Source organism: Rahnella contaminans (genome assembly GCF_011065485.1).
GTDB lineage: Bacteria > Pseudomonadota > Gammaproteobacteria > Enterobacterales > Enterobacteriaceae > Rahnella > Rahnella contaminans.
Window position 1 is genome coordinate 241,958 of the sequence record NZ_JAADJS010000003.1, and the last position, 26,210, is coordinate 268,167.

19 protein-coding genes are annotated in these 26,210 nt (G+C 56.9%); 3 read left to right on the forward strand and 16 right to left on the reverse strand.

The genetic code is table 11. The features are described 5' to 3' along the window. Window positions 1-51 precede the first annotated feature (51 nt). The 5 genes from GW579_RS15830 to GW579_RS15850 are packed head-to-tail and all read right to left on the reverse strand — an operon-like array spanning window position 52 to window position 6,240. Complete coding sequence (locus tag GW579_RS15830; RefSeq protein ID WP_165060051.1) at window positions 52-1,836, reverse strand: ABC transporter permease subunit; 1,785 nt, start codon at window positions 1,834-1,836, stop codon at window positions 52-54. Continuing rightward, window positions 1,836-3,344, reverse strand: coding sequence for an ABC transporter substrate-binding protein (locus GW579_RS15835; protein WP_165060054.1), 1,509 nt, complete (start codon window positions 3,342-3,344; stop codon window positions 1,836-1,838). The genes GW579_RS15830 and GW579_RS15835 overlap by 1 nt, the downstream gene beginning before the upstream one ends. A gap of 13 nt (window positions 3,345-3,357) precedes the next feature. Continuing rightward, window positions 3,358-4,596 (reverse strand): MFS transporter, encoded by a 1,239-nt coding sequence (locus tag GW579_RS15840; protein WP_165060057.1) that lies wholly within the window; start codon window positions 4,594-4,596, stop codon window positions 3,358-3,360. 4 nt (window positions 4,597-4,600) lie between these two features. Then, on the reverse strand, window positions 4,601-5,422 hold the full coding sequence (locus GW579_RS15845) for an ABC transporter ATP-binding protein (protein WP_165060060.1): 822 nt from the start codon (window positions 5,420-5,422) through the stop codon (window positions 4,601-4,603). Next, window positions 5,419-6,240: an ATP-binding cassette domain-containing protein gene (locus GW579_RS15850; RefSeq protein ID WP_206738946.1), complete on the reverse strand. Its 822-nt coding sequence runs from the start codon at window positions 6,238-6,240 to the stop codon at window positions 5,419-5,421. Before GW579_RS15850 ends, GW579_RS15845 begins: the two co-directional genes overlap by 4 nt. 334 nt (window positions 6,241-6,574) lie before the next feature. Between GW579_RS15850 and bamA the strand changes: the two genes are divergently transcribed. Beyond that, window positions 6,575-8,995, forward strand: a complete 2,421-nt coding sequence (gene bamA, locus GW579_RS15855) for an outer membrane protein assembly factor BamA (protein WP_165060063.1) — start codon at window positions 6,575-6,577, stop codon at window positions 8,993-8,995. A 283-nt stretch (window positions 8,996-9,278) separates the two neighbouring features. Here the strand turns inward: bamA and GW579_RS15860 are convergent, their stop codons facing one another. The 11 genes from GW579_RS15860 to GW579_RS15910 all read right to left on the reverse strand — a co-directional run bounded on the left by GW579_RS15860 (window position 9,279) and on the right by GW579_RS15910 (window position 24,030). Continuing rightward, on the reverse strand, window positions 9,279-10,649 hold the full coding sequence (locus tag GW579_RS15860; RefSeq protein ID WP_165060554.1) for an efflux transporter outer membrane subunit: 1,371 nt from the start codon (window positions 10,647-10,649) through the stop codon (window positions 9,279-9,281). Between the two features lie 5 nt (window positions 10,650-10,654). Beyond that, window positions 10,655-13,765, reverse strand: a complete 3,111-nt coding sequence (locus tag GW579_RS15865) for an efflux RND transporter permease subunit (RefSeq protein WP_165060066.1) — start codon at window positions 13,763-13,765, stop codon at window positions 10,655-10,657. After that, complete coding sequence (locus GW579_RS15870) at window positions 13,765-14,907, reverse strand: efflux RND transporter periplasmic adaptor subunit (RefSeq protein ID WP_152326627.1); 1,143 nt, start codon at window positions 14,905-14,907, stop codon at window positions 13,765-13,767. The genes GW579_RS15865 and GW579_RS15870 overlap by 1 nt, the downstream gene beginning before the upstream one ends. A 113-nt stretch (window positions 14,908-15,020) precedes the next feature. After that, window positions 15,021-15,512 carry a PadR family transcriptional regulator gene (locus GW579_RS15875; protein ID WP_152326626.1) on the reverse strand — a complete coding sequence of 164 codons (492 nt, stop codon included), beginning with the start codon at window positions 15,510-15,512 and terminating at the stop codon, window positions 15,021-15,023. Window positions 15,513-15,776: 264 nt separating this feature from the next. Next, a complete protein-coding gene (locus GW579_RS15880) occupies window positions 15,777-16,358 on the reverse strand; it encodes a PqiC family protein (RefSeq protein ID WP_165060069.1) in 582 nt (193 codons plus the stop codon). Next, window positions 16,355-17,953, reverse strand: coding sequence for a PqiB family protein (locus tag GW579_RS15885; protein ID WP_165060072.1), 1,599 nt, complete (start codon window positions 17,951-17,953; stop codon window positions 16,355-16,357). The genes GW579_RS15880 and GW579_RS15885 overlap by 4 nt, the downstream gene beginning before the upstream one ends. Next, a complete protein-coding gene (locus GW579_RS15890) occupies window positions 17,946-18,599 on the reverse strand; it encodes a paraquat-inducible protein A (protein WP_165060074.1) in 654 nt (217 codons plus the stop codon). The genes GW579_RS15885 and GW579_RS15890 overlap by 8 nt, the downstream gene beginning before the upstream one ends. Further along, complete coding sequence (locus GW579_RS15895) at window positions 18,563-19,183, reverse strand: paraquat-inducible protein A (RefSeq protein WP_338105857.1); 621 nt, start codon at window positions 19,181-19,183, stop codon at window positions 18,563-18,565. Before GW579_RS15895 ends, GW579_RS15890 begins: the two co-directional genes overlap by 37 nt. Window positions 19,184-19,205: 22 nt before the next feature. After that, window positions 19,206-19,868, reverse strand: a complete 663-nt coding sequence (locus tag GW579_RS15900) for a DUF3313 domain-containing protein (RefSeq protein WP_152326622.1) — start codon at window positions 19,866-19,868, stop codon at window positions 19,206-19,208. 227 nt (window positions 19,869-20,095) lie between these two features. Further along, window positions 20,096-21,133 carry a TRAP transporter substrate-binding protein DctP gene (gene dctP, locus GW579_RS15905; RefSeq protein ID WP_165060077.1) on the reverse strand — a complete coding sequence of 346 codons (1,038 nt, stop codon included), beginning with the start codon at window positions 21,131-21,133 and terminating at the stop codon, window positions 20,096-20,098. Between the two features lie 524 nt (window positions 21,134-21,657). Continuing rightward, window positions 21,658-24,030: a TonB-dependent receptor domain-containing protein gene (locus tag GW579_RS15910; RefSeq protein WP_420821552.1), complete on the reverse strand. Its 2,373-nt coding sequence runs from the start codon at window positions 24,028-24,030 to the stop codon at window positions 21,658-21,660. 426 nt (window positions 24,031-24,456) lie between these two features. Between GW579_RS15910 and GW579_RS15915 the strand changes: the two genes are divergently transcribed. Further along, the gene (locus GW579_RS15915) at window positions 24,457-25,068 is read left to right on the forward strand and encodes a TetR/AcrR family transcriptional regulator (RefSeq protein WP_152326618.1); all 612 of its coding nucleotides are present in this window, start codon (window positions 24,457-24,459) and stop codon (window positions 25,066-25,068) included. Window positions 25,069-25,243: 175 nt separating this feature from the next. Then, window positions 25,244-26,056, forward strand: a complete 813-nt coding sequence (locus GW579_RS15920) for a siderophore-interacting protein (RefSeq protein WP_165060083.1) — start codon at window positions 25,244-25,246, stop codon at window positions 26,054-26,056. The last annotated feature ends 154 nt before the right edge of the window (window positions 26,057-26,210 follow it).

Consider the following 26,210-nt stretch of genomic DNA (forward strand, 5'->3'; position numbering starts at 1 on the left):
GTAAAAACTCAGGCCGACAGCTTAGCGCGAAACGAATGATTCAGATAACGCTCAGTGTGCGGTGGCACGCTTTTTCCACCGCAAACCGCTGAGCGTGACGGCCATGACGGAAAGCACGGCCAGCGCGGCGGCAGGGGCGAAAACGCTCCACCACGCGCGCTCGATATACGGCATACCTTCCGCCAGCACGCGCCCCCATTCCGGCACCGGCGGCGGTGCGCCCAGCCCGAGGAATCCGAGTGACGCCAGCGCCAGCGCGATCCCCGGTAAGCGTAACATCGCGTGGCGCAGCAGCGGGCCACACAGCGCGGGCAGTACGTAAAACACCGTGCGGCGGATGGCGCCCACGCCGACGACTGGCAGCATTTTCATGTACGGGCGTGCCTGAATTTCGCTGACCAGCGCAGCGGTATGCGCCGCGAGCGGTGCCCAGCTTACGGCGGTGACGGCAATCGCCGCGCCGGTGGCGGTCGGGCCATTGACGGCGGCGACAACTAATCCGGCAATCACCGGCGGCAGCGCATTGGTGACTTCAATCGGTCCGGTCATCGCGCGGGGAAATGCACCCATCAGCAGACCGGCGGCGAGACAAATCAGCGACACTGCCAGCGCCTGCAAACAGGTGTTGAGCGTGCCGTGCGCGACACGGGCGAGCAGGTCGCGTCCCATCGCATCGGCCCCGAAAGGCAGCGCCAGCGACGGCGGTTGTAAGCGCAGGTATTCCGACGTCAGCGGGTCACGTGGCAAACCGGCGAGCACCATCATCAGCAGTATTCCCAGACACAGCAGCGGGATCCACGCCCGCTGTTTTTCCGGCTGAGCCGTCTGCGCCGGAACCGGCACCGCGCCGAGTTGCAGCGCACGGCCCAGCAATAAACGGCGTCCGCCGCCTGCCAGCATTCCTGTCAACGACGCCAGCAACAGCAGGATCAGCACGCCCGTCTGCAAGGCCGGTAAATCTCCGGCAGCCGCCGCGCCCAGCGTGGCGCGCCCGAGTCCGGGAATGGCAAAAACCTTTTCCACCGCGATGGCGCCGCCGGTCAGCGAAACCAGCACCAGACCGGTTAGCGGCATAACGCCCGGCAGCGAACGGGCGATCACCGCCAGCGCGGTGTGGCGACGTGAGATGCCCAGCACGCTCCAGGTGGTCAGCCAGCTTTCGCCAAAGGTTCCGGCCAGCGCATCGGAATACAGCCTGCCCAGATAACCGCCCGCAGGCAGCCCCAGCGCCAGCGAGGGCAAAACCGCGTACTGCCAGCCGAGCCAGCCGTAAGGCGGGAAGAATTGCAGCCAGACTGCGCCGGTGATCAGCAAAAGCGACGCCAGCAAAAACTCCGGCAGCGCGGTCAGCAGGGCGGCGAAAAAGCCCGCCGGGCGCGGCGTATGGCCGCGTAATCCGCGCAGTAACGTGCCGGCACACAACAGCAACGCAAGCACCAGCGCCACCAGCGCCGACGACGCCATTAACGTCAGCGAAACGCCTGTCGCACGCAGCATGCCCGGCAACACCGGCAATCCTGAAACCCACGAAACGCCCGCATCGCCATGCAGCAAACCGCCGAGCCAGTGGGCCAGCGCGTGCCACGGCCCCTGATCTAGCCCGAGCGACAGCCGGATAGCGTTCAGCGTTTCAGCCGTTGCTTCCTGCTCACCGGAACGGGCGCGCAGCAATGACAGCGCCGGATCCGTACCGGAAAGCCACGGCAGCAGGCCGATCAGCACGACAATGGCGGCCAGCGTCAGCAGGCGTGAAATCAGCGGCACCAGCGTGTCCGGCGGGCGCTGGCGCAACCGGCTGACGCCCGCGCAGGTCCGGCAATACATCGATTCGCTCATCAGTCGGCCTGAGAATTGCGCTGTGTGGCGGCGTTGATCAGCGTGCGTTCGCGCGGGTCACGCAGCGCATCACGGATGTCCGCCGCTTCGCCCTGGATCACGCGCTCATGCAGCATCGGAATGGCGGCGTCGGTGGCGAGGATCTGATTTTCAGCCAGCATGATTGCCTGACGGCGCGCTTCTCCGGCGGGAATGGCGGAGGCGTGTTGCAGCGCTTCATCAATTTCCGGGCGGCAAAGTTGCGCGATATTGAACGACCCTTTGCAGGAGAAATCGCTGTAGAGATACGCCACCGGATCGCCGGAATCCAGCACCGTCGCGCGGGATAAAATAAAGGCATCGAATTTACCCGCCAGCGCATCGGTTTCAATTTGCGAATACTCGCGCACCACTTGCTTGACGCTAAACCCGGCGGCGGTCAGCTGTTGCGCCAGATACACCGCCACTTCCGGCAGTTCGGCGCGGTCGCTGAAGGTCGCCAGCGTGATGGTTTCCCCGGCCGGTTTACGCGCTGCCGCCGGATGAGCGACCGGCTGGCGTAACTGCGCCGCCCACGGTAACGCCGGACCGAGCAGGCCTTGCGCCACATCCGCGCGTTTTTCATAAACATTATCCACCAGTTGCTGACGGTTGATCGCCTCGCGCACCGCTGCCCGCAGCGCCGGATCCTTCATCACGCCGAGCCGCGTGTTGAGATACAGCGTGTTGGTGCGCGGCATCGGCACTTCATGGATTAAGCGTTGGTCGAGCAAAGGTGCCTGAGAAACCGGGATGGCTTCGACGATATCCGCTGTCCCGGTGCGTAATGCCGCACCACGCGCCGTGCCGTCCGGCACAAAACTGACGTCGATGCCGCTGGCTTTGGCTTTTTCGCCCCAGTAGCCGTCAAATCGCTCGAGCCTGGCACTGCTGGTGCCGTCCACCTGAACCAGTTCAAACGGGCCGGAACCGGTGTGGCGCGGGTCAACCACGCCGCTGGCGCTGTAGGCTTTTTGCGACAGAATCGCCAGCTGAGGACTGGAGAGGCGCTGCGGCAGCAAAGGATCGGGCTGCGCCGTGGTGACAATCACCGCGTGTTCGCCGTCAGCCACGGCAGTGAGCTTAACGCCGTCGAGAATGCGCGGCTTCGGTGCTGCACCGGCGGCAACGGTCAGGGAATTTACGACCGCCGCCGCATCCAGCGCCGTGCCGTCGTGGAATTTCACATCATGGCGCAGCTCGAGACGCCAGCGGTTTTCGCCGGTTTGCTGCCATTTTGTCGCCAGCGCCGGTTGGGCTTCGCCGAGTTTATCGAGCACCACCAGCGTTTCCGCCGTGCTCCAGCGCGAGAGCTTAAACGCATCGTCGCTGAGCGGCGTCAGGCCGGAACGCGGCGGTTGCAACATCGCCAGCCGCAGACGGGAATCGGTGCTGTTTTCGGTGTTTTTATCGGCTTCATTAAAGCAACCGGTCAGTAAAAGTGCAGCAGAAAGCAGCCCGGCCAGCGGGCTAATGCGTAACGCAGACATCAGAAGTTCCTTGTCAGATTGCAGGAGGAGGCAGCTGGCGGCAGATTTTCCACATTGCCAGCGCGCTTAAAAACGGAACGGCGGCCAGCGCCAGCCAGGGGATCACCGCGCCGGGCGACGGCACCAGTGCGTCATCGAGCAATCCGCCGAGCAGGAAATTTCCCGCCAGTACCGCGATACCGCCCATCGAAGAGAGCGCCCCGTAATGCGCGCCAAGATTGTGCTGCCCGGCAAAACGCGGAATTAAATCCATGCCCACCGGCACAATCAGCATCTGCCCGATGGTCAGCAACGTGATCAGCAAGACCGACGGCAGCAGGCGCAGCCAGCCTTCCGGCGGCACCGTCCAGGCAAACATCGCCACGGTGGCGAAGGCGGAAGAAAGCAGAAGAAAACCGGCAGGCAAAATGATCTGCGCGCCCATGCGGCGGGAAAACCGCGCCAGCGGCATTTGCAGTACGATCACCAGAACCGATGCCAGCACAAACAGCGGCCCGAGATCTTGCTCGCCGCCGCCGGAGCGACGCAGTTCCACCGGCAGCGCCAGATACAGCTGGTTGTAGCTGAACAGATACGCGCTGTAGGCCACGATAAATGCCACAAAACGCGGCTGACGGAAGGTCTCCCACCAGGGCACAATTTTCAGCCCGGCGGTGCGTTTCGGCGCGGCGGGCAGGGTGAAAAACAGCACCACCAGCGCAACCATAAATAAGCCGGAACCGGCCAGCGCCACCGGCTGAAAGCCGTAGCCGGAAAGCAGTGAACCGAGCAGCGGCCCGAGCACTGCGCCGAGTTCCGCACAAACGGCTGACAGCGCAAACCATTCGGCGCGGCTGCGTTTACCGGCTTTCTCGCTGTGCGTTCCTGCCTGCGCCAGCAGGGCTTCAATCGATGGCGAAAACAGCGCGCCGCCGATGCCGGTCAGGCAGGCACCGAGTATCACCGGCGTCAGCGTGTCGGAAAGCCCGAGCAAAAGGTATCCGGCGATGCGCACCACGCAGCCGCAGAGGATAACCACCCGGGCACCGAAGCGGTCGGATAACGCGCCGCCGAGCAAAAACATCCCCTGCTGCGAGAAGGTGCGCAGGCCGAGCACCAGCCCGATCGCCCAGCCGGAAAGCAGCATGTCATCGCGCAGAAACAGGGCGAGAAACGGCACCACGGCGTAAAAACCGATGTTAAAGACCAGATTGCTGCCCAGCAGCAGCGGAGGCCAGGGCGCAGACGAGCGGGTTTGAGAGCGGGTGAACATCGGGTTATCCGTTAACGATCAAAGGTAAATGAGGAACAGCCGCCAGCAGCTGGCGGGTATGCGGGTGGCGCGGAGCAAGCAGCGCGTCCTGCGTCGGGCTGTCTTCGATAATTTCGCCATCGTGCATGATCAGCAGACGTTCGCACAGCCCGGCCACCATCGAAATATCGTGCGTCACCATCAGCAGCCCCATGCCGTTTTGCTGCGTGACCTGTTGTAAAAGCTGTTTGATTTGCTCACGCAGCGGTAAATCCAGCCCGCTGACCGACTCATCGGCAATCAGAAATTCCGGGCGGATCGCCAGTGCGCGGGCAATCGCCACGCGCTGTGCCTGACCGCCGGACAGCGCACCCGCCGCGCGATGCATCAGCATTTCCGCCAGGCCGGTCTGCGCCATCACCTGTGTCACGCGGGTTTTTATCTCTCCCTGAAAACCCAGACGCTTCAGCGGCTCAGCGATAATCTGCCCGACATTCTGACTGGGCGGCAGTGAACTGGCCGGATCCTGCGGAATGTATTGCACCCGCTGACGGTATTCCCGCAGCGAACGGGCAGAGCCGGGACGGACAGGTTTTCCGTCGCAAAACACATCGCCGCTGTCCGGTGCGTCCATCGCCAGCACAATTCTCAGGAGTGAGGATTTTCCGCAGCCGGAAGCGCCCACCAGCCCGACGCGCTCGTGGCGGCCAATGTGTAAGGATAAGTGTGAAAACAGCGGTGCTGATTCTTGTTTTTTCTGCCAGAAAAAGCCCGGAACGGCCAGTTTCCGGCTGACGTTGTGAAGATGCAAAAACGGTTCGGTGACGAGTTGCAGTGAAGGATTCATCCGATGGCCACCGCGCTTAACGTGGAGGCATTCCGGTGCAGCGCCGCGCTGTGTTTTGCTGCTGCGACCAGCCGTCTGGTGTAGGCGTGTTGCGGATTATTCAGCAGCTGCGCCATCGGGGCGGATTCCACCAGACTTCCGTTTTCCATCACCAGCGCCCGTCCGCAAAGTTGCGCGGCAACGGCGATGTCATGCGTGATAAACAACAGCGCGCGCGGTTGTTGTGCATTTTCACAGGCATCACGCATCACCTGCAAAACTTGTTGCTGTGTGAGCACGTCGAGCGCGGTGGTGGGTTCATCGGCCACCAGCAACGAGGAAGACGACTGCATCGCCAGCGCGATACACAAGCGCTGCCGCTGGCCGCCGGAAAGCTCTGCCGGATACCGTGCGGTAAAGTTTGGGATTTCACCCAGCCCGACCCGTTCAAGCATTTTGGCGAAATCATCAGCGCTGGCCGCTGGCAGGGCGAGATTCAGCTGTTTGCCGAGCGTCATCAGGGGATTGAGCGCGGTGGAGGGATCCTGAAATACCGTCGCCACGCGGCTTTGCGCGCCACGCGTCACTGGATGTTTACCACAGACTTCAATGCCGTTTACGCGAATGCTGCCGCTGAGCTTTGCGCCCGCAGGCGGCGTGCCGGTGATGGTTTTCGCGGTCAGCGATTTTCCCGAGCCGGAAGCGCCGAGCAGGCAAACCCGCTCGCCCGCGCTTACCGAAAAGCATAAATCCGTGACACGCTGTTCTCCGGCAATTTCCAGCGTCAGCCCCTTAACCTCAAGAACCGGTTCGACATTTTTTGCCCTGTCAGCAGTCATTCCCTTCAACCTGTGCATCGCGGTGGTGTTTTTGATATGTGATAACATAACAAAATGTGTCAATTTGATGCAAAAGGTTTTGTGAGTTTTTTTAGATCTGTTGCCTGCGCAGGGACAGGGGATTTTTATTATCAATATTAAAACTCCTCCTGTACGCCTCGCGAAAATAACGTAAGTAATACGTAACAGAATCCCACGTTTTCCGAAAATCAAAACGTCCACGATGAACCTCGGATATTTCCCACAGTCTGTTAGCGAGGTTATTTCTTCTGAAAGCAAAACTTTTTTGTTTTCAGGAAATTCGGTGAGTTGAAAAACGGCGTGCACGGATCACATGACAATGAAAAAATTACTCTTAGCGTCGCTGCTGTTGAGCAGCACGGCGGCTTTTGCGGCTGACGGTTTTGTCGTAAAAGACATTCACGTCGAAGGTTTGCAGCGCGTGACCGTCGGTGCTGCGTTGCTGAGTATCCCCGTGAGGGTGGGAGACACGGTATCGGATGACGATATCAGCCAGACGATCCGTTCGCTGTTTGCGACCGGAAATTTTGACGATGTGAAAGTACTGGAAGAGGGCAACACGCTGATTGTTCAGGTAAAAGAAAGGCCGACGATCGCCAGCATTACTTTCTCCGGTAACAAAGCCATCAAAGACGATATGCTGAAACAAAACCTCGAGGCTTCCGGAGTTCGCGTCGGCGATGCACTGGATCGCACCACCATTTCCTCGATTGAACACGGTCTGGAAGATTTCTACTACAGCGTCGGCAAATACAGCGCCAGTGTGAAAGCGGTGGTGACGCCGCTGCCGCGTAACCGCGTGGATGTGAAGCTGGTCTTCACCGAAGGGGTATCGGCAAGAATTCAGCAAATCAATATCGTGGGCAACAAAGCCTTCACCAATGACGACCTGATCGCGCACTTCCAGCTGCGTGATGAAGTTCCGTGGTGGAACGTGATCGGCGATAAGAAATATGAAAAACAAAAGCTGTCCGGCGATCTCGAAACCCTGCGCAGTTTTTATCTCGACCGGGGTTACGCGCGTTTTAACGTGGATTCCACGCAGGTCAGCCTAACGCCGGATAAGAAAGGCATTTATATTACGGTCAATATTACCGAAGGTGCGCAATATAAAGTTTCCGGCGTCACGCTGACCGGTTCGATGGCCGGACATTCGGCTGAGGTTGAAGCGCTGACCGCTATTCCTGCGGGTGAATTATATAACGGCGCGAAAGTCACCAAAATCGAAGGAGATATTAAAAATATGCTGGGACGCTACGGATACGCTTATCCGCACGTCACCACGCAGAGCGAGATTAATGACGCCGGTAAAACCGTCAGACTGCATATTAACGTGGATACCGGAAATCGTTATTCGGTGCGCCGGATCCGTTTTGAAGGGAACGACACGTCGAAAGACGAAGTGCTGCGACGCGAAATGCGCCAGATGGAAGGCGCGTGGCTGGGTAACGATCTGGTGCAAAAAGGCAAAGACCGCCTGAACCGGACCGGCTATTTCGAGACAGTTGATGTCGATACGCAGCCGGTGCCGGGCTCCACCGATCAGGTTGACGTGGTGTACAAAGTCAAAGAGCGTAACACCGGCACATTCAACGTCGGCGTGGGTTACGGCACGGACAGCGGCATCAGCTATCAGCTCGGCGTGACGCAGGATAACTGGCTCGGCAGCGGTAACACGGTCAGTTTTAGCGGCACGCGAAACTCATACCAGACGTATGTCGAAATCTCGGCGACCAACCCGTATTACACGGTTGACGGCGTCAGTCTGGGCGGCAAAGTCTTTTACAACCACTACGACGCCGAAGATAACGATCTGGCGGCGTACAACCTGCAAAGCTACGGCACCGGCGTTAATCTTGGCCTGCCGGTCAGTGAAGACAATACGCTGAATCTTGGGCTGGATTATGTGCACAGCACGCTCAGCGACATGGAACCGCAGGTGGCAGTGTGGCGCTATCTGAACGCCAGCGGCGTGCAGCCGGGCGTGGTGACCTCCGGCAACAGCACGGCGGAACTGCGCACCAACGACTTTTTTGCCAGCGTCGGCTGGGCGTATAACGATCTCAACCGCGGCTTCTTCCCGTCATCGGGCACGCGCGCCAGCTTAAGCGCAAAGGTCACAACACCGGGCTCGGACGACAGTTATTACAAAATTACGTTTGATGCCAACCACTACATTCCGCTGAGCGACAAATCCGACTGGGTGCTGATGGGCCGCGCGAAAGCCGGTTATGCCGCCGGACTGGGCGGTAACGACGTGCCGTTCTACGATAACTTCTACGCGGGTGGCTCCAGTTCGGTGCGCGGGTTCTCGTCCAACACCATCGGCCCGAAAGCGGCGTATTACAAATGTGCGACCACGGATACGTCGTATTCAACCTGCCCGGTGGAAAAATCCAGCGACGCCGTGGGCGGAAATGCGATGGCGATCGCCAGCGCAGAACTGTACGTGCCGACGCCGTTTATCAGTGAGAAATACGCCAGTTCCGTGCGCACATCGTTCTTTGTGGATTCCGGTACGGTGTGGGATACGAAATGGCAAAATACGGCAGCGACGGAAGCCGCAGGTATTCCGGATTACAGCGATCCGACACATATTCGTGTTTCCAGCGGTATTTCATTGCAATGGCAATCGCCTTTAGGGCCGCTGGTATTCTCGTATGCGCAACCACTGGTTAAATATGAGGGTGACAGCGCAGAACAGTTCCAGTTTAATATTGGTAAAACCTGGTGATAATATTAGCGACTTACAAAGTTATTACTTTATACAGACGCAATGAGGATAGAAACTGATACTGATTCAATTATAATGTGTGCATGATGTTTATTGAGCAACCATTTATGGTAAAACATCATGCCATTATAATATTGTTGGAGTTCTTCCTTCTTTGAGGCCGTCCCTGTACGGCCTCTTTTTTTATTTAAAATATCGGGATTTTTTATTTCTACTCTGCGATTCAATCAAAAAATACCGCATCCCTGCGGTATTCATTTTATCTCTCTTTAAACTCTTCGTGTTATTTCACCCCACCACCGAGCGACTGCCACAGCGTGATACGGTTTTCAAAATCGGTCTGCTGTAAGGCAATCAGATCTGCCTGTGCAGACCACAGCGAGCGCTGGTCGGTCAGTACGGTCAGGTAATCGCCTGCACCGGTTTCATAACTGCGGCGCGCGAGGTCATAACTGCGTTGCGACGCGGCGACGTATTGCTGCTGTGCATCCAGTTGTTCGCTGAGCGTTGCGCGACGGGCAAGGGCGTTAGCAACGTCCTTGAACGCGCTCTGAATGGATTTTTCATACGCAGCGATCAGGCCTTTTTTCTCGGCTTCGGCGTACCGCAGTTGCGCGGTATTGCTGCCGCCGGTGAACAGCGGCAGCGTCAGGCCTGGGGCGAATGACCAGACGTTAGCGCCGTGGCTGAACAGGTTCGACAGCGAACTGCTGCCGACGCCTGCGCTGGCGGTGAGGGACAGCGTCGGGAAGAAGTTTGCCCGCGCGGCGCCGATATCCGCGTTGGCGCTTTTGAGGTTATGTTCGGCTTCCTGCACGTCCGGGCGTCGCAGTAATACGGAGGATGAAACACCGGCGGGCACCAGCGCGATGGCCTCCGGCGACAGGTCTTCCAGCGTGCCCGGCAGCAGGTTTTGCGGCACGGTTTCCCCCACCAGCAGATTCAGGGCGTTGATGTCCTGCGCAACCAGCGTCTGATAGCTGGCGACGCTGGCGCGGGCGGACTGGTACACCGCCATGGATTCGCTGACATCCGGCCCGGAAGCCACGCCTTCTTTCTGGCGCAACCGGGTGATACGCAGTGAATCCGCCGCGCTTTTTTGCGTGTCCTGCGCGAGTTTCAGGTTGCTGTTATCCGCCGCCAGCGTGACCCACGCGGTGCTGGTTTCGGCAATCAGCGTCAGACGGGTGTTCTGCGCGGTGGACTCACTGGCCAGCCAGGTTTCTTTCGCCGCCGTGCTCAGGCTGCGGTTGCGGCCAAATAAATCAATCTCAAAACTGCTCACCGCGCCGTCGGCGGTGGCGGTGCCGGAAACCCCCGCATCCTGCGTGCGGCTGCGGGTTTGCGTCAGTTCCGCATCCACCGTCGGGAACAGGCTCGCGCGCTGCTCCCCGTAAAGCGCTTTTGCCGCTTCGATATCAGCAATCGCTTCCTGCATATCGCGGTTACTGGTCAGCGCCTTTGCGACCACCGCATTGAGGCGCGAATCGGTCATGATGTGTTGCCAGCCGGTGAGCACGGTTGTGGCGGCAGGCTGCGTTCCCTGCGCAGGCCAGACGGCAGGCACCGGCGCGGCAGGGCGCTGGTAGTGCGGATCCAATGAAAGACAACCGGCCAGCAGGAACGATAATGAAATAATACTCAGACGAAACATCATGCTTACTCCTGCGCGTCTTTGTGGCCGGTGAAGACTTTTTTCACCAGAACGAAGAACAGCGGAACAAAGAAAATAGCCAGTAATGTGGCGGTCACGGTGCCGCCGATAATGCCGGTACCAATGGCGATACGGCTGTTAGCCCCCGCACCGGTGGCAACCGCCAGCGGCATGACCCCGGCGATAAAGGCCAGTGACGTCATCAGAATAGGGCGCAGGCGGGTTCGCGCCGCAGAGAGCGCCGCCGCCGTTAACGTGCTGCCCTGTTTGAGCGCCGCCTCGGCGAATTCAACGATCAGGATGGCGTTTTTCGACGAGAGCCCGATGGTAGTCAGCAACGCGACCTGGAAATAGACGTCGTTATTCAGGCCGCGAAGTTCGGCGGCAAGGGATGCCCCAAGCAGACCGAGCGGGATCACCAGAATGACGGAGAAGGGGACAGACCAGCTTTCGTACAGCGCGGCGAGGCAAAGAAACACCACCAGAATCGAGATGCCGTAGAGGCTCAGCGCCTGCCCGCTGGCCAGCTTTTCCTGCAATGACAATCCGCTCCAGGCCCAGGTGGAACCGGCCGGGAGTTTATCTGCCAGCGCTTCCATTTTTGCCATGGCCGCGCCGGAGCTGTAGCCGCCGGTGTTTTCACCCTGAATCTCATAGGAGGTTGAACCGTTGTAGCGCGCCAGACTCTCCGGGCCATACGTCCAGTGCGTGGTGGCGAACGCGGAGAACGGCGTCATGCTGGTGCCGTCGCTGCTGCGGACAAACCATTTGTTCAGGTCAGCCGGTTTGGAACGGAACTGGCTGTCGCCCTGAATGTACACTTCTTTTACGCGGCCACGGTCAATGAAATCATTGACATAGGTTCCGCCCCACGCGCTGCTCAGCGTATCAGTGACGTCACTCAGTGTTAATCCCAGCGCCACGGCTTTGTTGTTGTCGATATCCACCTGAAGCTGTGGCATCTGCGGTAAATCATTGGCGCGGACCGATTGCAGCTCGGGGCTCTTCGCCGCCATTGCCAGCAGTTCTGTCCGCAGTTTCATCAGTTCTGCGCGGCTGGTGCCGCCAGCTGACATCAGCTCGAAGGTGAAACCGTTGCTTTGCCCCAGACCGTCCACCGACGGCGGTGTCATGGCAATGACTTTTGCATCGCGGATCACCGCGAGATCTTTCATGGCGCGTCCGGCGACAGACTGCGCGGTGTTGGCCGTGCCGGGGCGGTCGTCCCAGTTTTTAAGGGAGACGAAGGCCATCCCGGCGTTCTGGCCGCTGCCGCTGAAGTTAAAGCCGGTGATGGTGAAAATGACGTTAGTGTTGTCTTTTTCTTTATCCATAAACCACTGGGTGACGCGGGAGTTCACCGCTTCGGTGCGGTTCGCCGTAGCGCCCGCCGGCAGGGTGTACTGCACCATAATCTCGCCCTGATCTTCGGACGGCAGGAAGCTGGTCGGCAGTTGCCACATCAGCAAGCCCATCAGCGCCGCCATCGCACCGTAAATCAACACCATCGCGACCGGGCGACGCTGAACGTGCGTGACGCCATTTTCATAGCGATGCTCAGTGCGGGAATACAGGCGGTTGAAGCCGCCAAAGAAACCGGTGGTCGATTGCGGTTTATGGCGCAGGAAAGCGCCGCACAGCGCGGGTGTCAGGGTCAGCGCGACCACAACAGAAAGCGCCATCGCGGAGATAATCGTGACCGAGAACTGGCGGTAAATCACGCCGGTTGAGCCGCCGAAAAAGGCCATCGGCAGGAAAACGGCGGAGAGCACCAAAGCAATCGCCACCAGCGCGCCGGAGATTTCACCCATCGATTTCTCGGTGGCATCGCGGGCAGAAAGCCCTTCGTCGCGCATGATCCGCTCGACGTTTTCCACCACCACAATGGCGTCATCCACCAGCAAACCGATCGCGAGCACCATCGCAAACAGCGTCAGGGTGTTGATCGAATAGCCGAATAACGCCAGAACGCCGAACGTCCCGAGCAACACCACCGGCACCGCCAGCGCAGGAATGAGCGTGGCGCGCAGATTCTGCATAAACAAATACATCACCACGATCACCAGCAGGATGGCTTCGACCAGCGTTTTAATCACGTCCTGCACCGACACTTTAATGAATTCGGTGCTGTCTTTCGGATACGCGATGTCATAGCCCTTCGGCATGCTGCGCTGGTATTCGCTGAGGGTATTTTTCACCAGCGTGGCGGTGTCGAGCGCATTGGCACCCGGCGACAACATGACTGCCATGCCTGCGGCAGGATGGCCGTTCAGCTGAGAGGTTGCGGTGTAATCTTCACTGCCCATTTCAACGCGCGCGACGTCGCTGATGCGGACAATCGCGCCGCCGGTATTGCCTTTCACGATGATATTGCGGAACTGTTCCGGCGTTTGCAGGCGCGACTGCGCACGCACGGTGGCAGTCAGTTGCTGAGTACTTGAAGACGGCAAACCGCCGATTTTACCGGCAGAAATCTGTACGTTTTGCGCTTCAATCGCAGTCTGAACGTCTGAGGGCATCAGGTCGTAAGCCGCCAGTTTGGTCGGGTCCATCCAGATGCGCATGGCGTATTCCGCCCCGAACACCTGCAAACTGCCAACGCCGCTGACGCGCGCCAGCGGATCCTGCATGTTACTCACCAGCCAGTCGGCGATGTCCGAGCTGGTGGCTTTGTCGGTTTTGTCATACACCGCCATGATCAGCAGGAAGTTGGACTGCGATTTTGTGACGGTCACGCCTGCGGTCTGCACTTCCGTCGGCAGGCGCGATTCGGCCTGCTGCACTTTGTTCTGCACCTGAACCTGCGCGGTATCCGCGTTGGTGCCCTGTTTGAACGTCACCGTGATATCCACGGAGCCGTCAGAACTGCTGCTGGAGCTGAAATAGAGCAGATTATCCAGGCCGGTCAGCTGCTGTTCGATGACCTGCGTGACGCTGTTTTCCAGCGTTTCTGCGGATGCGCCGGAATACGTCGCCTGGATTTTAACGGAAGGCGGCGCGACGTCCGGGTACTGCGCGACCGGCAGCGTGCGGATCGCCATGACCCCGGCCATCATGATCAAAATGGAAATCACCCAGGCAAAAACCGGGCGACGTACGAAGAAGCGGGAAAACATCAGGCGGCTCCTTCTGTGCTTTGGGCTGCGGTGGCGTCGTTATTTACTTCCACCGGTTTGACGGTGTCGCCGGTTGAGACTTTGTCGCTGCCTTCCACCAGCACGCGGTCGCCTGCCTGTAAGCCTTTAAGGATCAGCCAGTTTGTGCCGCTGGCGTCGCCGGTCACGACATCACGTTGCTCGACTTTGTTTTCTGCGGTGACGACCCGTGCGGTGGCATCGCCTTTTGCATCGCGGGTGATGCCCTGTTGCGGTGCGAGAATGGCGTTTTCGACCACGCCTTCATCGACGTCAGCGCGGATAAACATCCCCGGCAGCAAAACGTGTTTCGGGTTGGGGAACACGGCGCGCAGCGTCACGGAGCCGGTGGCTTCATCGACAGCCACTTCGGTCAGCTCCAGACGGCCTTTTTCGGGATACACCGAACCGTCTTCCAGCGTCAGCGTCACGTTTAAGGTGTCACTGTTGGTCGCCAGCGCGCGTTTGCGCAGGCTGAGTAGATCCGCGCTGGAACGGGTGAGATCCACATACATGGAGTCGAGATTACGGACGGTGGCCAGCGCGGTGTCCTGCGCGGCAGAGACCAGAGCGCCCGGCGTGACGGATGAAATGCCAATCCGGCCCGCAATCGGCGATGTCACGCGCGTCCAGTCGAGATTAATTTTTGCCGTTTCCAGCGCCGCCGCTTTTTCATCAACGCTGGCGCGATCTTCCGCACAGGCTGACTGCGCGTCTTCGGCGTCCTGCTGCGACACGCCCTGTTCCTTCACCAGCACGGCGTAGCGTTTGGCTTTCTGGCAATCGGAAATCACCAGCGCTTTGGCACTTTTCAGCGCAGCGGCGGCCTGATCGTAGGTGGCTTTATAGGAAGACGGATCAATCTGGTATAACGCCTGACCGGCTTTGACCATGTCGCCTTCGGTGAATAAGCGTTTCTGAATAATACCGCCGACCTGCGGACGCACATCGGCGGTTAACGTGGCAGTGGTGCGCCCGGTTAATTCGCTGACCAGATTAAAAGATTGTGCTTTCAGCGTGACAACGCCGACGTCGACGGGAGAAGCAGATTGCTGAACGGTCTGCGAATTATCACAGCCGCTCAGCCCCAGGATAATGAATAATGGCAAAAATCTGGATGGCATTTTGGTGTCCGTAAATAATAAAGAAATAAAAAAGGCAAAAGGGATCCCTCGCGGCTTATTGGAATAAAGCAGCGGGGATAACGTCGGGTTTATTTAAATAAGGTCAGGAAAGTTTAAAGTTCGTTGATCTTTCGTGTCGCCTCATTGACGTATTCAATTATTTGAGCGTATTTCTCCGGTGTGACTTCTCCGTTATACGATTTAGCCCGTACCGTGATTTTTAAATTCTCTATGGCATAAATCAGTTCAGGCGCAGGCGGGGGATTGTTTTTAATCACCAGCGTTTTCATTTTTTCTTCAATAACGCGAATTTCTTTACGTTTGAGCGCCAGAAATGCCGAACCGTCAGGCGTCATGGTGAACTGCTTTTTACCGCCTTCAATGTCGGTGGCGGTGGCGAAACCCTCTTCGACAATCAGCGTTAAAATGGGGTAAATCACGCCGGGGCTGGGGATGTACGCGCCCATCGAATAGCCTTCGATGGTTTTAATGATTTCATAACCGTGCGCCGGGTTGATCTGAATAAGATGCAGCACAAATAACGTCAGTTCCTGACGCGTGAACAGCTTGCTTTTGCGGCGGGCGGCGGGCCCTGAGTTTGTCATCGGTTGTGCCTTCTGCCATGAACCGGAGGGTCTCAAGATATATCTTGTGCAGTTTCAGGGTCAAGATAGTTCTTGGGGCAAAAGGTAGTGTATGGATTACGTTAAGTTTATGTTTTAACTGATTTTTGAAGTCAGATTTTCACGACGGTTTTCCTCGTATTGACAAAACTTAACGTTATTCAATATCGCTAACTTATTGATTTAGAGAATGTTGAAAAATAATGTGACTCAGGCCGGTTTTACACTGTAAGCATTGCGAAAAAGTCAGCCGCAGCGGCGCTGAAGCACGGAGAAAGCGATGTCATCCGCCACGTCCTGCACCAGCTTCTGCCGGATCATCACCTGCTCCTGCATGCCGCCATTTATGGCGCGCTGATGTTGTGTCTGGCAGGTGAGTTGCCCGCTGTCTTGTCCGGGATCCAGCTGCCAGGAGGCGGCTATCGTCGCTTTCTCACCTTGCCAGACATCAAACTGTTCCACCGACACGCGGATACCGATCACCGGTTTGCCCGCCGGTGGCATCAGACTGCGGATGTCCGTCGTCTTCAGCGAACGCTCAAGCCGGGCGGTCAGCGCCGCCCGAATTTCCTCGGGCAGCGGCGCGGCCCAGAGTGCATTATCCGACATCAGCAGTTCGCCGTTGCGCTGATGGACCATCAGCTGCGGCTGATTGAGCCGCTCCGCCACGTTCACCGGTTTCAAGCGGATGACAAAAGGCGCGGCGCTGGCAGCCGCGGGGGCGGGACCGGCGGCAGTGGTCAGCGTGTAATAGTGCGGAGCGGAAGACGCACAGCCGGTTAAAACCAGCAGGGTAAGCGTCGCGTAAGCAGTTCGGGCAAGTTTCATGGCTGTTCCTTTTTGTCATTCTGTCTGCCGGTCAGCAGCGCCTGCGGCTGGCGCGTTAACAGGCCGGTCAGGGTGCGCAGCGAATACAGCGTGCGCTGGAATTCAGCCAGCGTTTGCAGCAGCGGCGAATCCTCCGCCAGCAATAACTGGGCGCGGGTCAGGGTCTGATTCATCGTGCTGAGCGTCTGCGTGGTTTGCGGCAGAACCTGGCTGTTCACCTGAATCAGCGTCTGGTTGAGATTGCCCAGCGTGGCGTTGAGATTATTGCCAATCGACTCAATGGGCATTTTCGATACCTTGCCGATGAGCGTGGCGAGCTGTTCCTGAAGGTGATCAAATCCGCCATTCAGCGTCGGAATGCGCAGCGGCCGCGCATTGATATCGTAAGAAACTGGCGCGGCGTTCGGAATAAAATCGAGCGAAATATACAACTGGCCGGTCAGTAAATTCCCGGTGCGCGCCTGTGCGCGAAGGCCATGTCTGACCATATCCCGCAGGAAAACGGCGGCCTGTTTCCGGGCATCTTTTTCTGGCTTTGGCAGTTTCTCCAGCACCTGACCGAGCCGGTTCGGGTATACCTCAATCGTCACCACCGAAATAAACCGTGAACCGGCTGGCTCGTAATCCAGATCGATGGCGGTCACTTTACCGAGTTTTACGCTGGAGAATTCCACCGGCGCGCCGGTTTTCATTCCGCGTAACGATTGCTGGAAACGCAGCTGAAGGATTTGCGGCGTGCCGTCCTGCGGTGCCATAGCGGACGCCTGATCGTCGGCCAGCGTAAAAACGCTGTGATCGGGGGAAGGTGTGGCGGCGGGAGCGGCGTCTGGTGGATTAGCAAAGGCAATGCCGCCGGCAATAACCGACGCCATGGTCTGCGTTTTCAGCTGTAACCCTTCGGAATCGAGCGATAAATCCAGCCCGCTGGCATTCCAGAACCGCGTGGCAGAGGTGACGAAACGGTCATAGGGTGCGTCGATAAAGACGTTAAGGCTGACGCCTTTGCCGTCAGGGCGCAGCGCGTAGGACGACACCCGGCCCACGGGCACGCGGCGGTAATAGACGGCGGAACCGATATCCAGCGAACCGAGATCGCCCGCAACCACTTCAAACTGCCTGCCGGGCATACCGTTGATGACCGCCGGTGGCGATTCCAGCCCCTGAAAAACTGAACCGGTTCTGCCGGATGTGCCGCTATCCAGGCTGATATACGCGCCGGAAAGCAGCGTGTCGATGCCCGAAACGCCGCCCATACCGACGTGCGGACGCACCACCCAGAAGCGGGTATCGGCTTTCGCCAGGTTTTCGGCATTCTTCATCAGTGACACTGTCACGAGTACGCGCCGGCTGTCCGGGCTCAGCGTGATGGATTTCACCAATCCGACGGTGACGTCTTTGTATTTCACCTCGGTTTTTCCGGCCTGTAATCCGCTTGCGGTCTGGAACGTGATCGAAATCTCCGGCCCGGCGGAGGCCCACATTTGAAAAAACAAAAACAGCCCGATTACCGCAGCGGCGGCAGGTACCAGCCAGACCAGCGACGGACGCCAGCGGCGCGGCGTGATTTCAGGTGCCGGAGAAACGTGTTCACTCATTCTTGTTATTTTCCCAAATCAAACGCGGGTCGAACTTCATGGCGGCAAGCAGGGTAAAAATCACCACGGCACCAAAAAAGACAATGCCGATGCGCGGTTCCGCACTGCTGAAACCGGGGAACTGCACCAGTGCGGCGACCAGTGCCACGACCATGACGTCGAGCATCGACCAGTAACCGATATATTCCGTCAGGCGGTACATCCGTGTGCGGCGAACGCGGCTCCTGGCCTGGCCTTTTCCGGCGGCAAGCAACAGCCCGCCGAGGATCAGGAATTTGGCGCAGGGCACGACCACGCTGGCGATAAAAATGACGGTGGCGACGCCGTATGAACCGGACGCCCAGAATTCTGCAATTCCGCCCGGAATGGTATTTTCACCGCCGTGACCGGCCAATGAGCTGTACATCACCGGCAGTAAATTGGCGGGTAAATACAACAGCAGGGCGGTCAGCAAAAACGCCCATGACTGGCTGCGGCTGTCGGGCTGGCGCGGGTGCAGCGCCGCATGACAGCGCGGGCACGGCAAACGATGAACGCCGGAAATATGCTCGCAGACCAGCCCGCAAACGTGGCAGCGGACGAGCCCCTGCGGTAACGCCTGTACGGGCATCACGGGCGGTAGCCGCGGAGGGTTTTGAGTGTCCATAACGGCTGGAAATCCTGATGATTGATCACGGGTAACAGCAGACATAAACCGAGCAATGCCCAGGTACCGGGGCCGGTGGTGATTTCAACCAGACCGGAGAGTTTGATAGCAGCAATCAGGATACTCAGCAGCGCGACTTCCGCCATGCTCCACGGTGCCAGCCCTGCGAGCAAACGCATGGCGGAGGCAAAACCGGGCGCGGCTTTTTTCCTGCACGCGTGAAATAACACCCAGCCGAGCAGCAAAATTTGCAAACACGGGCAGACAATCATCAGCAACGCCACCGGGATCGCCAGCGGCGACGCATAGCTGTGTGCCAGCGCCATCGCGGTTTGCCATAGCGTGGCCGCCTGCGACTGGCCGTGGAAGCCGATTTCCAGCACCGGAAAAACATTGGCGATGATAAAAAACAGCGCCGCCGTGAGGGTGAGCGCGAACCATTGTTCCAGACTCAGCCAGCTTCCCCGATACAACACCGCCCGGCAGCGCGGGCAGTATGCGGCCTCGCCGGGCCGCACGGATTTTCGGGTATACAGGCTGTCGCAGTGTTTGCAGATGATGTGCTGCGGATAGATTTTCATCATGAGCCCTTTCTGATTCAGCCGGTTATTTCAGCTGTTCCTGCAACTGATCCGCCCCTTTCTCCAGCCCGGTTTCTGCCGCACTCAGCGCGCCAAAAGTCGCCCCGATGTTCAGCGAGTTCGGGTACTGGCGGGAAATATAGGATTTGAGCAACTGATTGGTCGGCGCATCGTAGATTTCCACCGCATAACTCACCGAGCCGGTAAACGATCCTTGTTTGCCGCGGATTGACTGCACGATGTTGTACGGCCCGCCCATCAGGTCAAAGCGGGTGAACGTGCCAACAAACGGCGTACTGGTTTCCGCGCCGGTCAGCGTCAGGCGAATGCGCAAGGTTCCCGGCGTGATGGCGTTGGTCAGCGGGAACCGTTCCGCCACGCTTTTGCCGAAGACCTGCTGCATATGCGCCGCCAGTTGTTGTTTTTGTTCAGGAGAAACGTCATCAAACTGGGCATCCGCTCCCTGATAAATCACCACCGGATCCACAATGGCGCGGGAATATTTATTCCAGTCGACCGGCGTGTTGTAGCTGAAAGCGATATGCCCGGATTCATCCTGCGTGTCAGGTTTCATCCGGGAAGAAGAAGTGACCCCGGTGTAGGGCACAGGCTGGGTACTCGCGCACCCCGTTAGTAAACCTAAAGAAATCAAAGCTGCCAGCAGATAGCTGTTTGTTAACGCAGACATACGTCTTACCTTCTTATGAAAAAATGCAGCGGGATGTCGGTTTACTTTTTCATTAAACCGTACAGTACGGTACATTTATGAAGTAAGACAATTCTCCTGTCAAGAAAATGTACAGGTGGGTTCAGTTATGAAAGTAAAAAACCGAAAGTGTGACAAATAGCGGTTTGCGGGGAAGGGCGAACAAACGGGTTCCGGCAAAGGTGGTCACCTCTGCCGGAGCGATTTAATTACTTCATCTCATCTGCCAAAATTGCGCGGACTTTTTCCAGCACCGGAGCCGCCTGTGTCACGCCTGCTGCGGTTTGCTCTTTTGCCCACGCGGCCTGAATCTCCGGATAACGGCTCACCGTTTGCCAGTGTTCCACTTCGCTGTGCTGAAGTTCGCGGACGTTTGCGCCGCCTTTGCGCAGCGCATCCAGCTGGTTTATATAGCCGTTGTTCATCGCCTGACCGGCAGTTTTGTAGGCAGTTTCTGCGGCGCGGTGAATGGCATCCTGATCGGCTTTCGCCAGCCCGTTCCAGACCTTTTCATTCATCACCAGCAGATAAACGTGGCCGAGCCACAGCTCGCGCGAGACTAAAACCTCCGGTGCCATTTTCTGAATTTTCAGGTCATAACCGCTGTCCACGTTGACCATAATGCCGTCCAGCGCGCCGGTCTGAAACGCTTTCACCGTTTCCGGCCCCCACGGCATTGTTACCGGCTTCGCGCCCGCATTTCGCAGAAAATCCTGATGCCAGAAACTCGCTGAACGCCACGTCGTGCCCCGGATATCTTGCAGATTTTTCAGCGGATGCGTGCTGAAAAACGCCACCGGATAACCGGTACCGAAGAAAATGTTCACGACGTTTTCGTGATGTAACTCGGCAGGAAAAGCCGGAATTTCGGCGTAAACGCGGCGGAAGAATGCAATCTGTTGGTCACCGGTCGGCCCGGCGGGAAAGCTTTTAAAAATCTGATGCAGCGGCAGATCTTTGGCCGCGTATTCCGGCACAACGGTGCCCATATTCGCTGCTGAACCCTTACTGATTACGCTCAGCGCGTTATAACCGGTCGCCCGTTCGCTGCCCCAGTGCGCGTTAATTTTCAGACGACCCTGTGATTCTTTTTCAATCGCCGGGAAGAAAACGTCATTGATGAAGCGGGTGCGCGTGCCACCCAGCGGTTCATGATCGGTGTAGTTCAGCAGGGTGGTGGCGTTTACGCAGACAGGTGACAGCAACAGGGCGAGCACCAGCGCGAGCGGTTTTCTGATTAATTCCATGTAATCTCTCAGTGAAATGATGATGAGGAAAACAGGGAGTCTAGTCGTTTCCGGTGTGGGCTGTTGTGCGCGGCAACCATTTATTTGCTGATAATCAGACACAAAAGCGCCTCTGCGAAAAGCGACAGGGGCGTTAAAAAAACATCTCAGAAGCCATTACGGAACGGAATCCGGAATATGCCCCTGCATATCGACACGCATGACACCGTGGGTTCGACGTTGCCCCGCAGCCCGCAGAGACCGGCATATTGCAACAGGGCAATCACGTTGCAGACGGACTGTTTCTGAGCATTATTTGGCAGATAAATATGGGGGAATGCAGTCCCCTGAGTACGGGTAATCGGCATTTTTTTATTTCCTTTCGCTTTGGGACAGCATGGATGGAAATTAAAAACTAGCACCCGGGAAACGATGAAAAAATCTGCCAGATGGCCGCGGGGTATTGGCCATAACCTGCATCTTGAAACATAAAAAAGCGCCATGTTTTCACATAGCGCTCAGGTTTTCGGGTGATGAATTATCGCTTAGAAATCGACATTCACGCCCAGCTGGAAGCTGCGGCCTGGCATCACGGCCAGCGCTTTGTTGTATGCATCCTGATTGGTGGTTTCAGTCAGGTTGCGGCTGCTCAGGTAATCCCAGTACTTACGGTCGGTGATGTTATAGACGCCGCCGCTGAGTTTTACGTTTTTCGCCACTTTCCAGTAGGCCGTTGCATCAAGCAAACCGTAGCCAGGAACATTCATGTATTCCGTGGTGGAATCCGTGATCGGTGTACCGGCGTTGGTGTAGCTCTGACGGTTGGTCGCTTCGGCTTTTTTACCTTTCACGAAGGTTGCAGTCAGCGCCGTACCGTAGACACCTGACGGATCATCCCATGCCACACCGGCTACAAATTTCATTGGCGGAACGCTGTCGATATCAACGTATTTGTCACCCGCGTAGCTGGATTTGGATTCACCCTTGGCGTAACCCAGTGCGAAGCTGGTGCTCAGACCGTCAACGCTGCTGAACCACGTACCGTAGTTGATTTTAGTGCTCAGATCGCCACCGTAGATAAACGCTTCATCGCGGTTTTCGGCCTGATAAATCGTATAAATATTGGAAGGCACGTTGGTGAACATGCCCGGGCTGCCTGCGCGGGTGTAACGGGTGTTAGCGATGAAGTTTTTGTACGTGTTGTAGAACACGGCCGTTTTGAAGGTCACGCCTTCGGTCGCTTCACCTTTCATGCCCCATTCGAAGTTGTTGCTGGTTTCGGTTTTCAGATTGGTATTACCGATCAGCGCATATTGCTGAGAACCGGCATAAGAAGAACCGAGGTTCCAGGAGCCGTAAAGCTGGCTGGCATCCGGGAACTGTGCGCCGCGACGGTATTGCAGGTAAGTCATCAGCTTAGGCGTGATGTCATAGGTGAATGCCAGTGATGGCAGAACCTGCGTATCGGAGTTGGCTTTACCGTACAAAGTAGAAACCTGGCTTTCAGACACGGTGCTGTTAGACAAATCGGACAGGTCTGTCGCTTTCGTATTCTGGTACGCCACACGCACCGCAGGCACGATGCCGAAGTTATGGCCGTCGAGGTCAAACTTCATGGTGTCTTGCAGGAAACCGCCGAGAACGTAAGAACGGCTGTTGGCTTCCGGCTGCATGATGGTGGTGTAAACACTCTGGTCCGGGCTTTCGCGGAACGGACGTTCAGTGTTAGAGATGCGACCGTTGATCCCGGCACTCAGCTCGTGGCGACCCAGCGTTTTGAGCCAGCTGGTTTCCGCGCCATAGGTGCTGACGTCGTAATCGGAATAGACGTTCATCATCTCTTTGCTGGCGTTCGGCATGTACGTGTTGTCGTGCGCCTGGGTGTACTGGTAATAGACTTTGGAGACCACGGCGTCAGCGAAATCGTTGAACGGTGTCCATTCGTCTTTCAGGCTTGCGCCCCAGCGGCGGGTGTTACTTTGCTGCTGTGCGGTACCCAGAATGGAGCTGCCAGCGCTGTTCCACGCGTCGTAATGGGTGTGATTAATTTTCTCGTAGTAATCGAGCGTGCCGGTGAATTTATGTTCGTCGTTTGGCTGCCAGATACCGGACGTCATGATGGCGTTAGAGTGCCAGTTCGCCGGATAAGCGTCGTGCGTCCCGCTGTTGTTGCTGGTTTCCTGACCGTCGCGGCGGCTGATCGCCACAAGGCCACGCAGGGTTTCATCACCGGCAGCGGCAGTAATGCCGTTGTGCCATGAACGGTCTGAAGAATCATAATCAGACTGGTAACCGAAATAGGTTTCTTTACCCGGACGCAGGTAATCGTCTGCGGTTTTTGGCAGGAAGGAAACGGCGCCGCCGATGGAAGTGTTGGCGCGTTCGGCTGACGTTGCGCCGGATTCGATATCCACCTGGCCGTAAATATACGGGTCGATGTAATCACGGCCGATGCCGGATGTGCCTAAACCAGCGCGGCTGGCGTAGCTGCGGCCGGTAGCACTTGGCTGTGGAATGCCGTCAACGTCGATGCTGACGCGGTTGCTTTCCAGACCACGAATGTTATAGCCGGTGTAACCGCTGCGGTCGAAGCCGCTTTTGCCGTTGCCGGAACCGCCACTTGAGCCGGTCGCGGTGATCAGTGGCTCATAACGCATGATGGTACCGAAATCGTTACCGCCACGTTTTTGCATTTCAGCCGCAGTGATGGTGGTTTTTGAGCCCGGCGTTTTATCCGGCAGGGTCTCGGTGACGGTCATCACTTCTTCATTGTTCTGTGCCAGATCCTTCGCACTGCGCACCACCGGTTTCTTTTTGATGGTTTCTGTAGATTGCGCTTTGTTCTGTGCCAGATCGGTGTTGTCTTTAACGGCTTCCGCTGCGTTTACGTTAAAGGTGGTGGTGAGAATCGTCCCCATGAAAATGACGTTTTTCACCAAACCCTGCTGTGTAAAGGATTTGAACATTTGTTTTTAGTCCTGCACTAATTTTTTTAAGTTCTGCTCGCATTTACTGCCTTTCGACAAATTCAGACGCGCTTGTCATCTGCTTTAATCTTCCGTGAAAAAGCCGTTGTCCTTATAAAATATGGGTTTAATTACAGTCCTTACCCATTTCAGCTTTGTGCGAATGATAATGATACTGATAATTGTTATCAACAAAATGGTAAATAAAAATGCGCTTCTTAACGAAATCTTTGCACTTCGTTCTGAAAAATGGGCTACGCGGGTCGCTTTACAAGGCACAAACCCGTCGTTAGAGTGGGGACATCAGGGAACTGTACTGTACAGTTTCGCCGCGACGGTTTTTTAGCCGTGGCCGTAATAGCAACGTCAGGAGGGAAGATGAAAGTCCGCACCGAAGCCCGCAGGGAGGCGATTATCGATGCCGCAGCGCAATTGTTTCAGGAAACCGGTTACGAACGCGCGTCAATGAATGAGCTCGCCCGGCGTCTCGGCGGTTCAAAGGCCACGCTCTACAGCTATTTCCCGTCGAAAGAAGCGCTGCTGGTGGCGGTGGTGAAAGCCTATGCTACCGGGCATCTTTCCGACGCCGTCAGCGATCTGACCCAAACGTGGGCGGATGCCAATCTTGAAACCATCCTCACCCGTTTTGGCGAAAGAATGTTGCTGGTGCTGACCAATGATGTCTCCGCGCTGGCGGTGTATCGCATGGTGATCGCCGAGTCCGGGCATTCCGAAATCGGCACGTTGTTTTATGACGCCGGGCCACGGGAGAGCGTCGATATCCTGGCAAAATTCCTGGGCAGTGCGATGGAGCGAGGGCAACTGGCGCAGGCCGATGCGCATCTGCGCGCCTTACAGTTTCTGGCGCTGGTGACGGCGCAAACCAACACGCGCGTCTATCAGCGTAATCCGGCACCGCTGGAAATTGCGGAAATCCGCCAGATGGTGAGCAGCGCCGTCGATATGTTTTTGCGCGGCGCGGTGCGTTAATCCACCCGGTGCGTTCTGCTGCACAAACCGCCAGCCGGCCTTCTTCGCGATGGTCGGTTTTTTTTTGAAGTCGTTGCATAAAATATTACTAAGATATATCTTTCACTGAATTGAGAATCATTCACGTCCTGAGCGGGCTCGCGACGATAAGTTTCGCCACCTTGAGAGAAAAAATATGGAACACAAACGCACTGAATCTTCCGCCGCCAACCTGCCGGTGCGCGTTAAGAACGAACTGGTTTTCCGCCACATCACGGTAAAAAGCGCGGAAACGGTTTCCGGCTGTTTTAAACGCATTGTACTGAGCGGTGACGAGCTGAAGGGTTTTACGTCCCGCGGTTTTGATGATCACATCAAACTGTTCTTCCCGGCAAATCCGGGCGACATGATTGTTCCGCCGACCGCCACAGAAGACGGCATTGCCTGGGGCGAAGGCCCGCGTCCGGTTAACCGTGAATACACACCGCTGCATTTTGATGCGCAAACTAACGAACTGACGCTGGATTTTTATATTCATGACGGCGGTGTGGCCAGCGAATGGGCCGACAATGCCAAACCGGGGGATAAACTGATCATTGGCGGGCCGCGCGGTTCCCTGATTATTCCGACGACCTACCGGTGGCAGCTGTATCTTTGCGATGAAACCGGTCTTCCGGCAGTAAAGCGCCGCCTGCGTGAACTGAAAGAGGCGGCTGTAAACGCAAAAATCACCGTACTGGTGAAAGTGAAGGACGTGAGCTGCATCAGTTATCTGGATGAAGAAAAAGATTTCAACATCGAGTGGATCGTCAGCGATGAGCATAATGGCTATCGCGAAGATGATGCGGTTGTGCAGAAATTGCAAAGTCTGATGTTGCCTGAAAATGACTATTACGTCTGGGCCACCGGCGAAGGGAAATTCGTCAAAGGCCTGAGTGATTATTTCACCGAAACCCGCGGGCTGGATGCAAACTTTGTCCGCTGCGTGGCGTACTGGCATGCGAAATAATTTTCTGCGCCGGAACTGATTTACCCCTGTAAAGCGTGACGGAATATTTTCCCGCAGATAACGGAACGTATTTTCCCTGTTATCTGCGGTTTTTTATTTCAGTCGCTACGAATTAATACTTTGTTGCAACTGCCGCGCAAATCATTACGGCAGC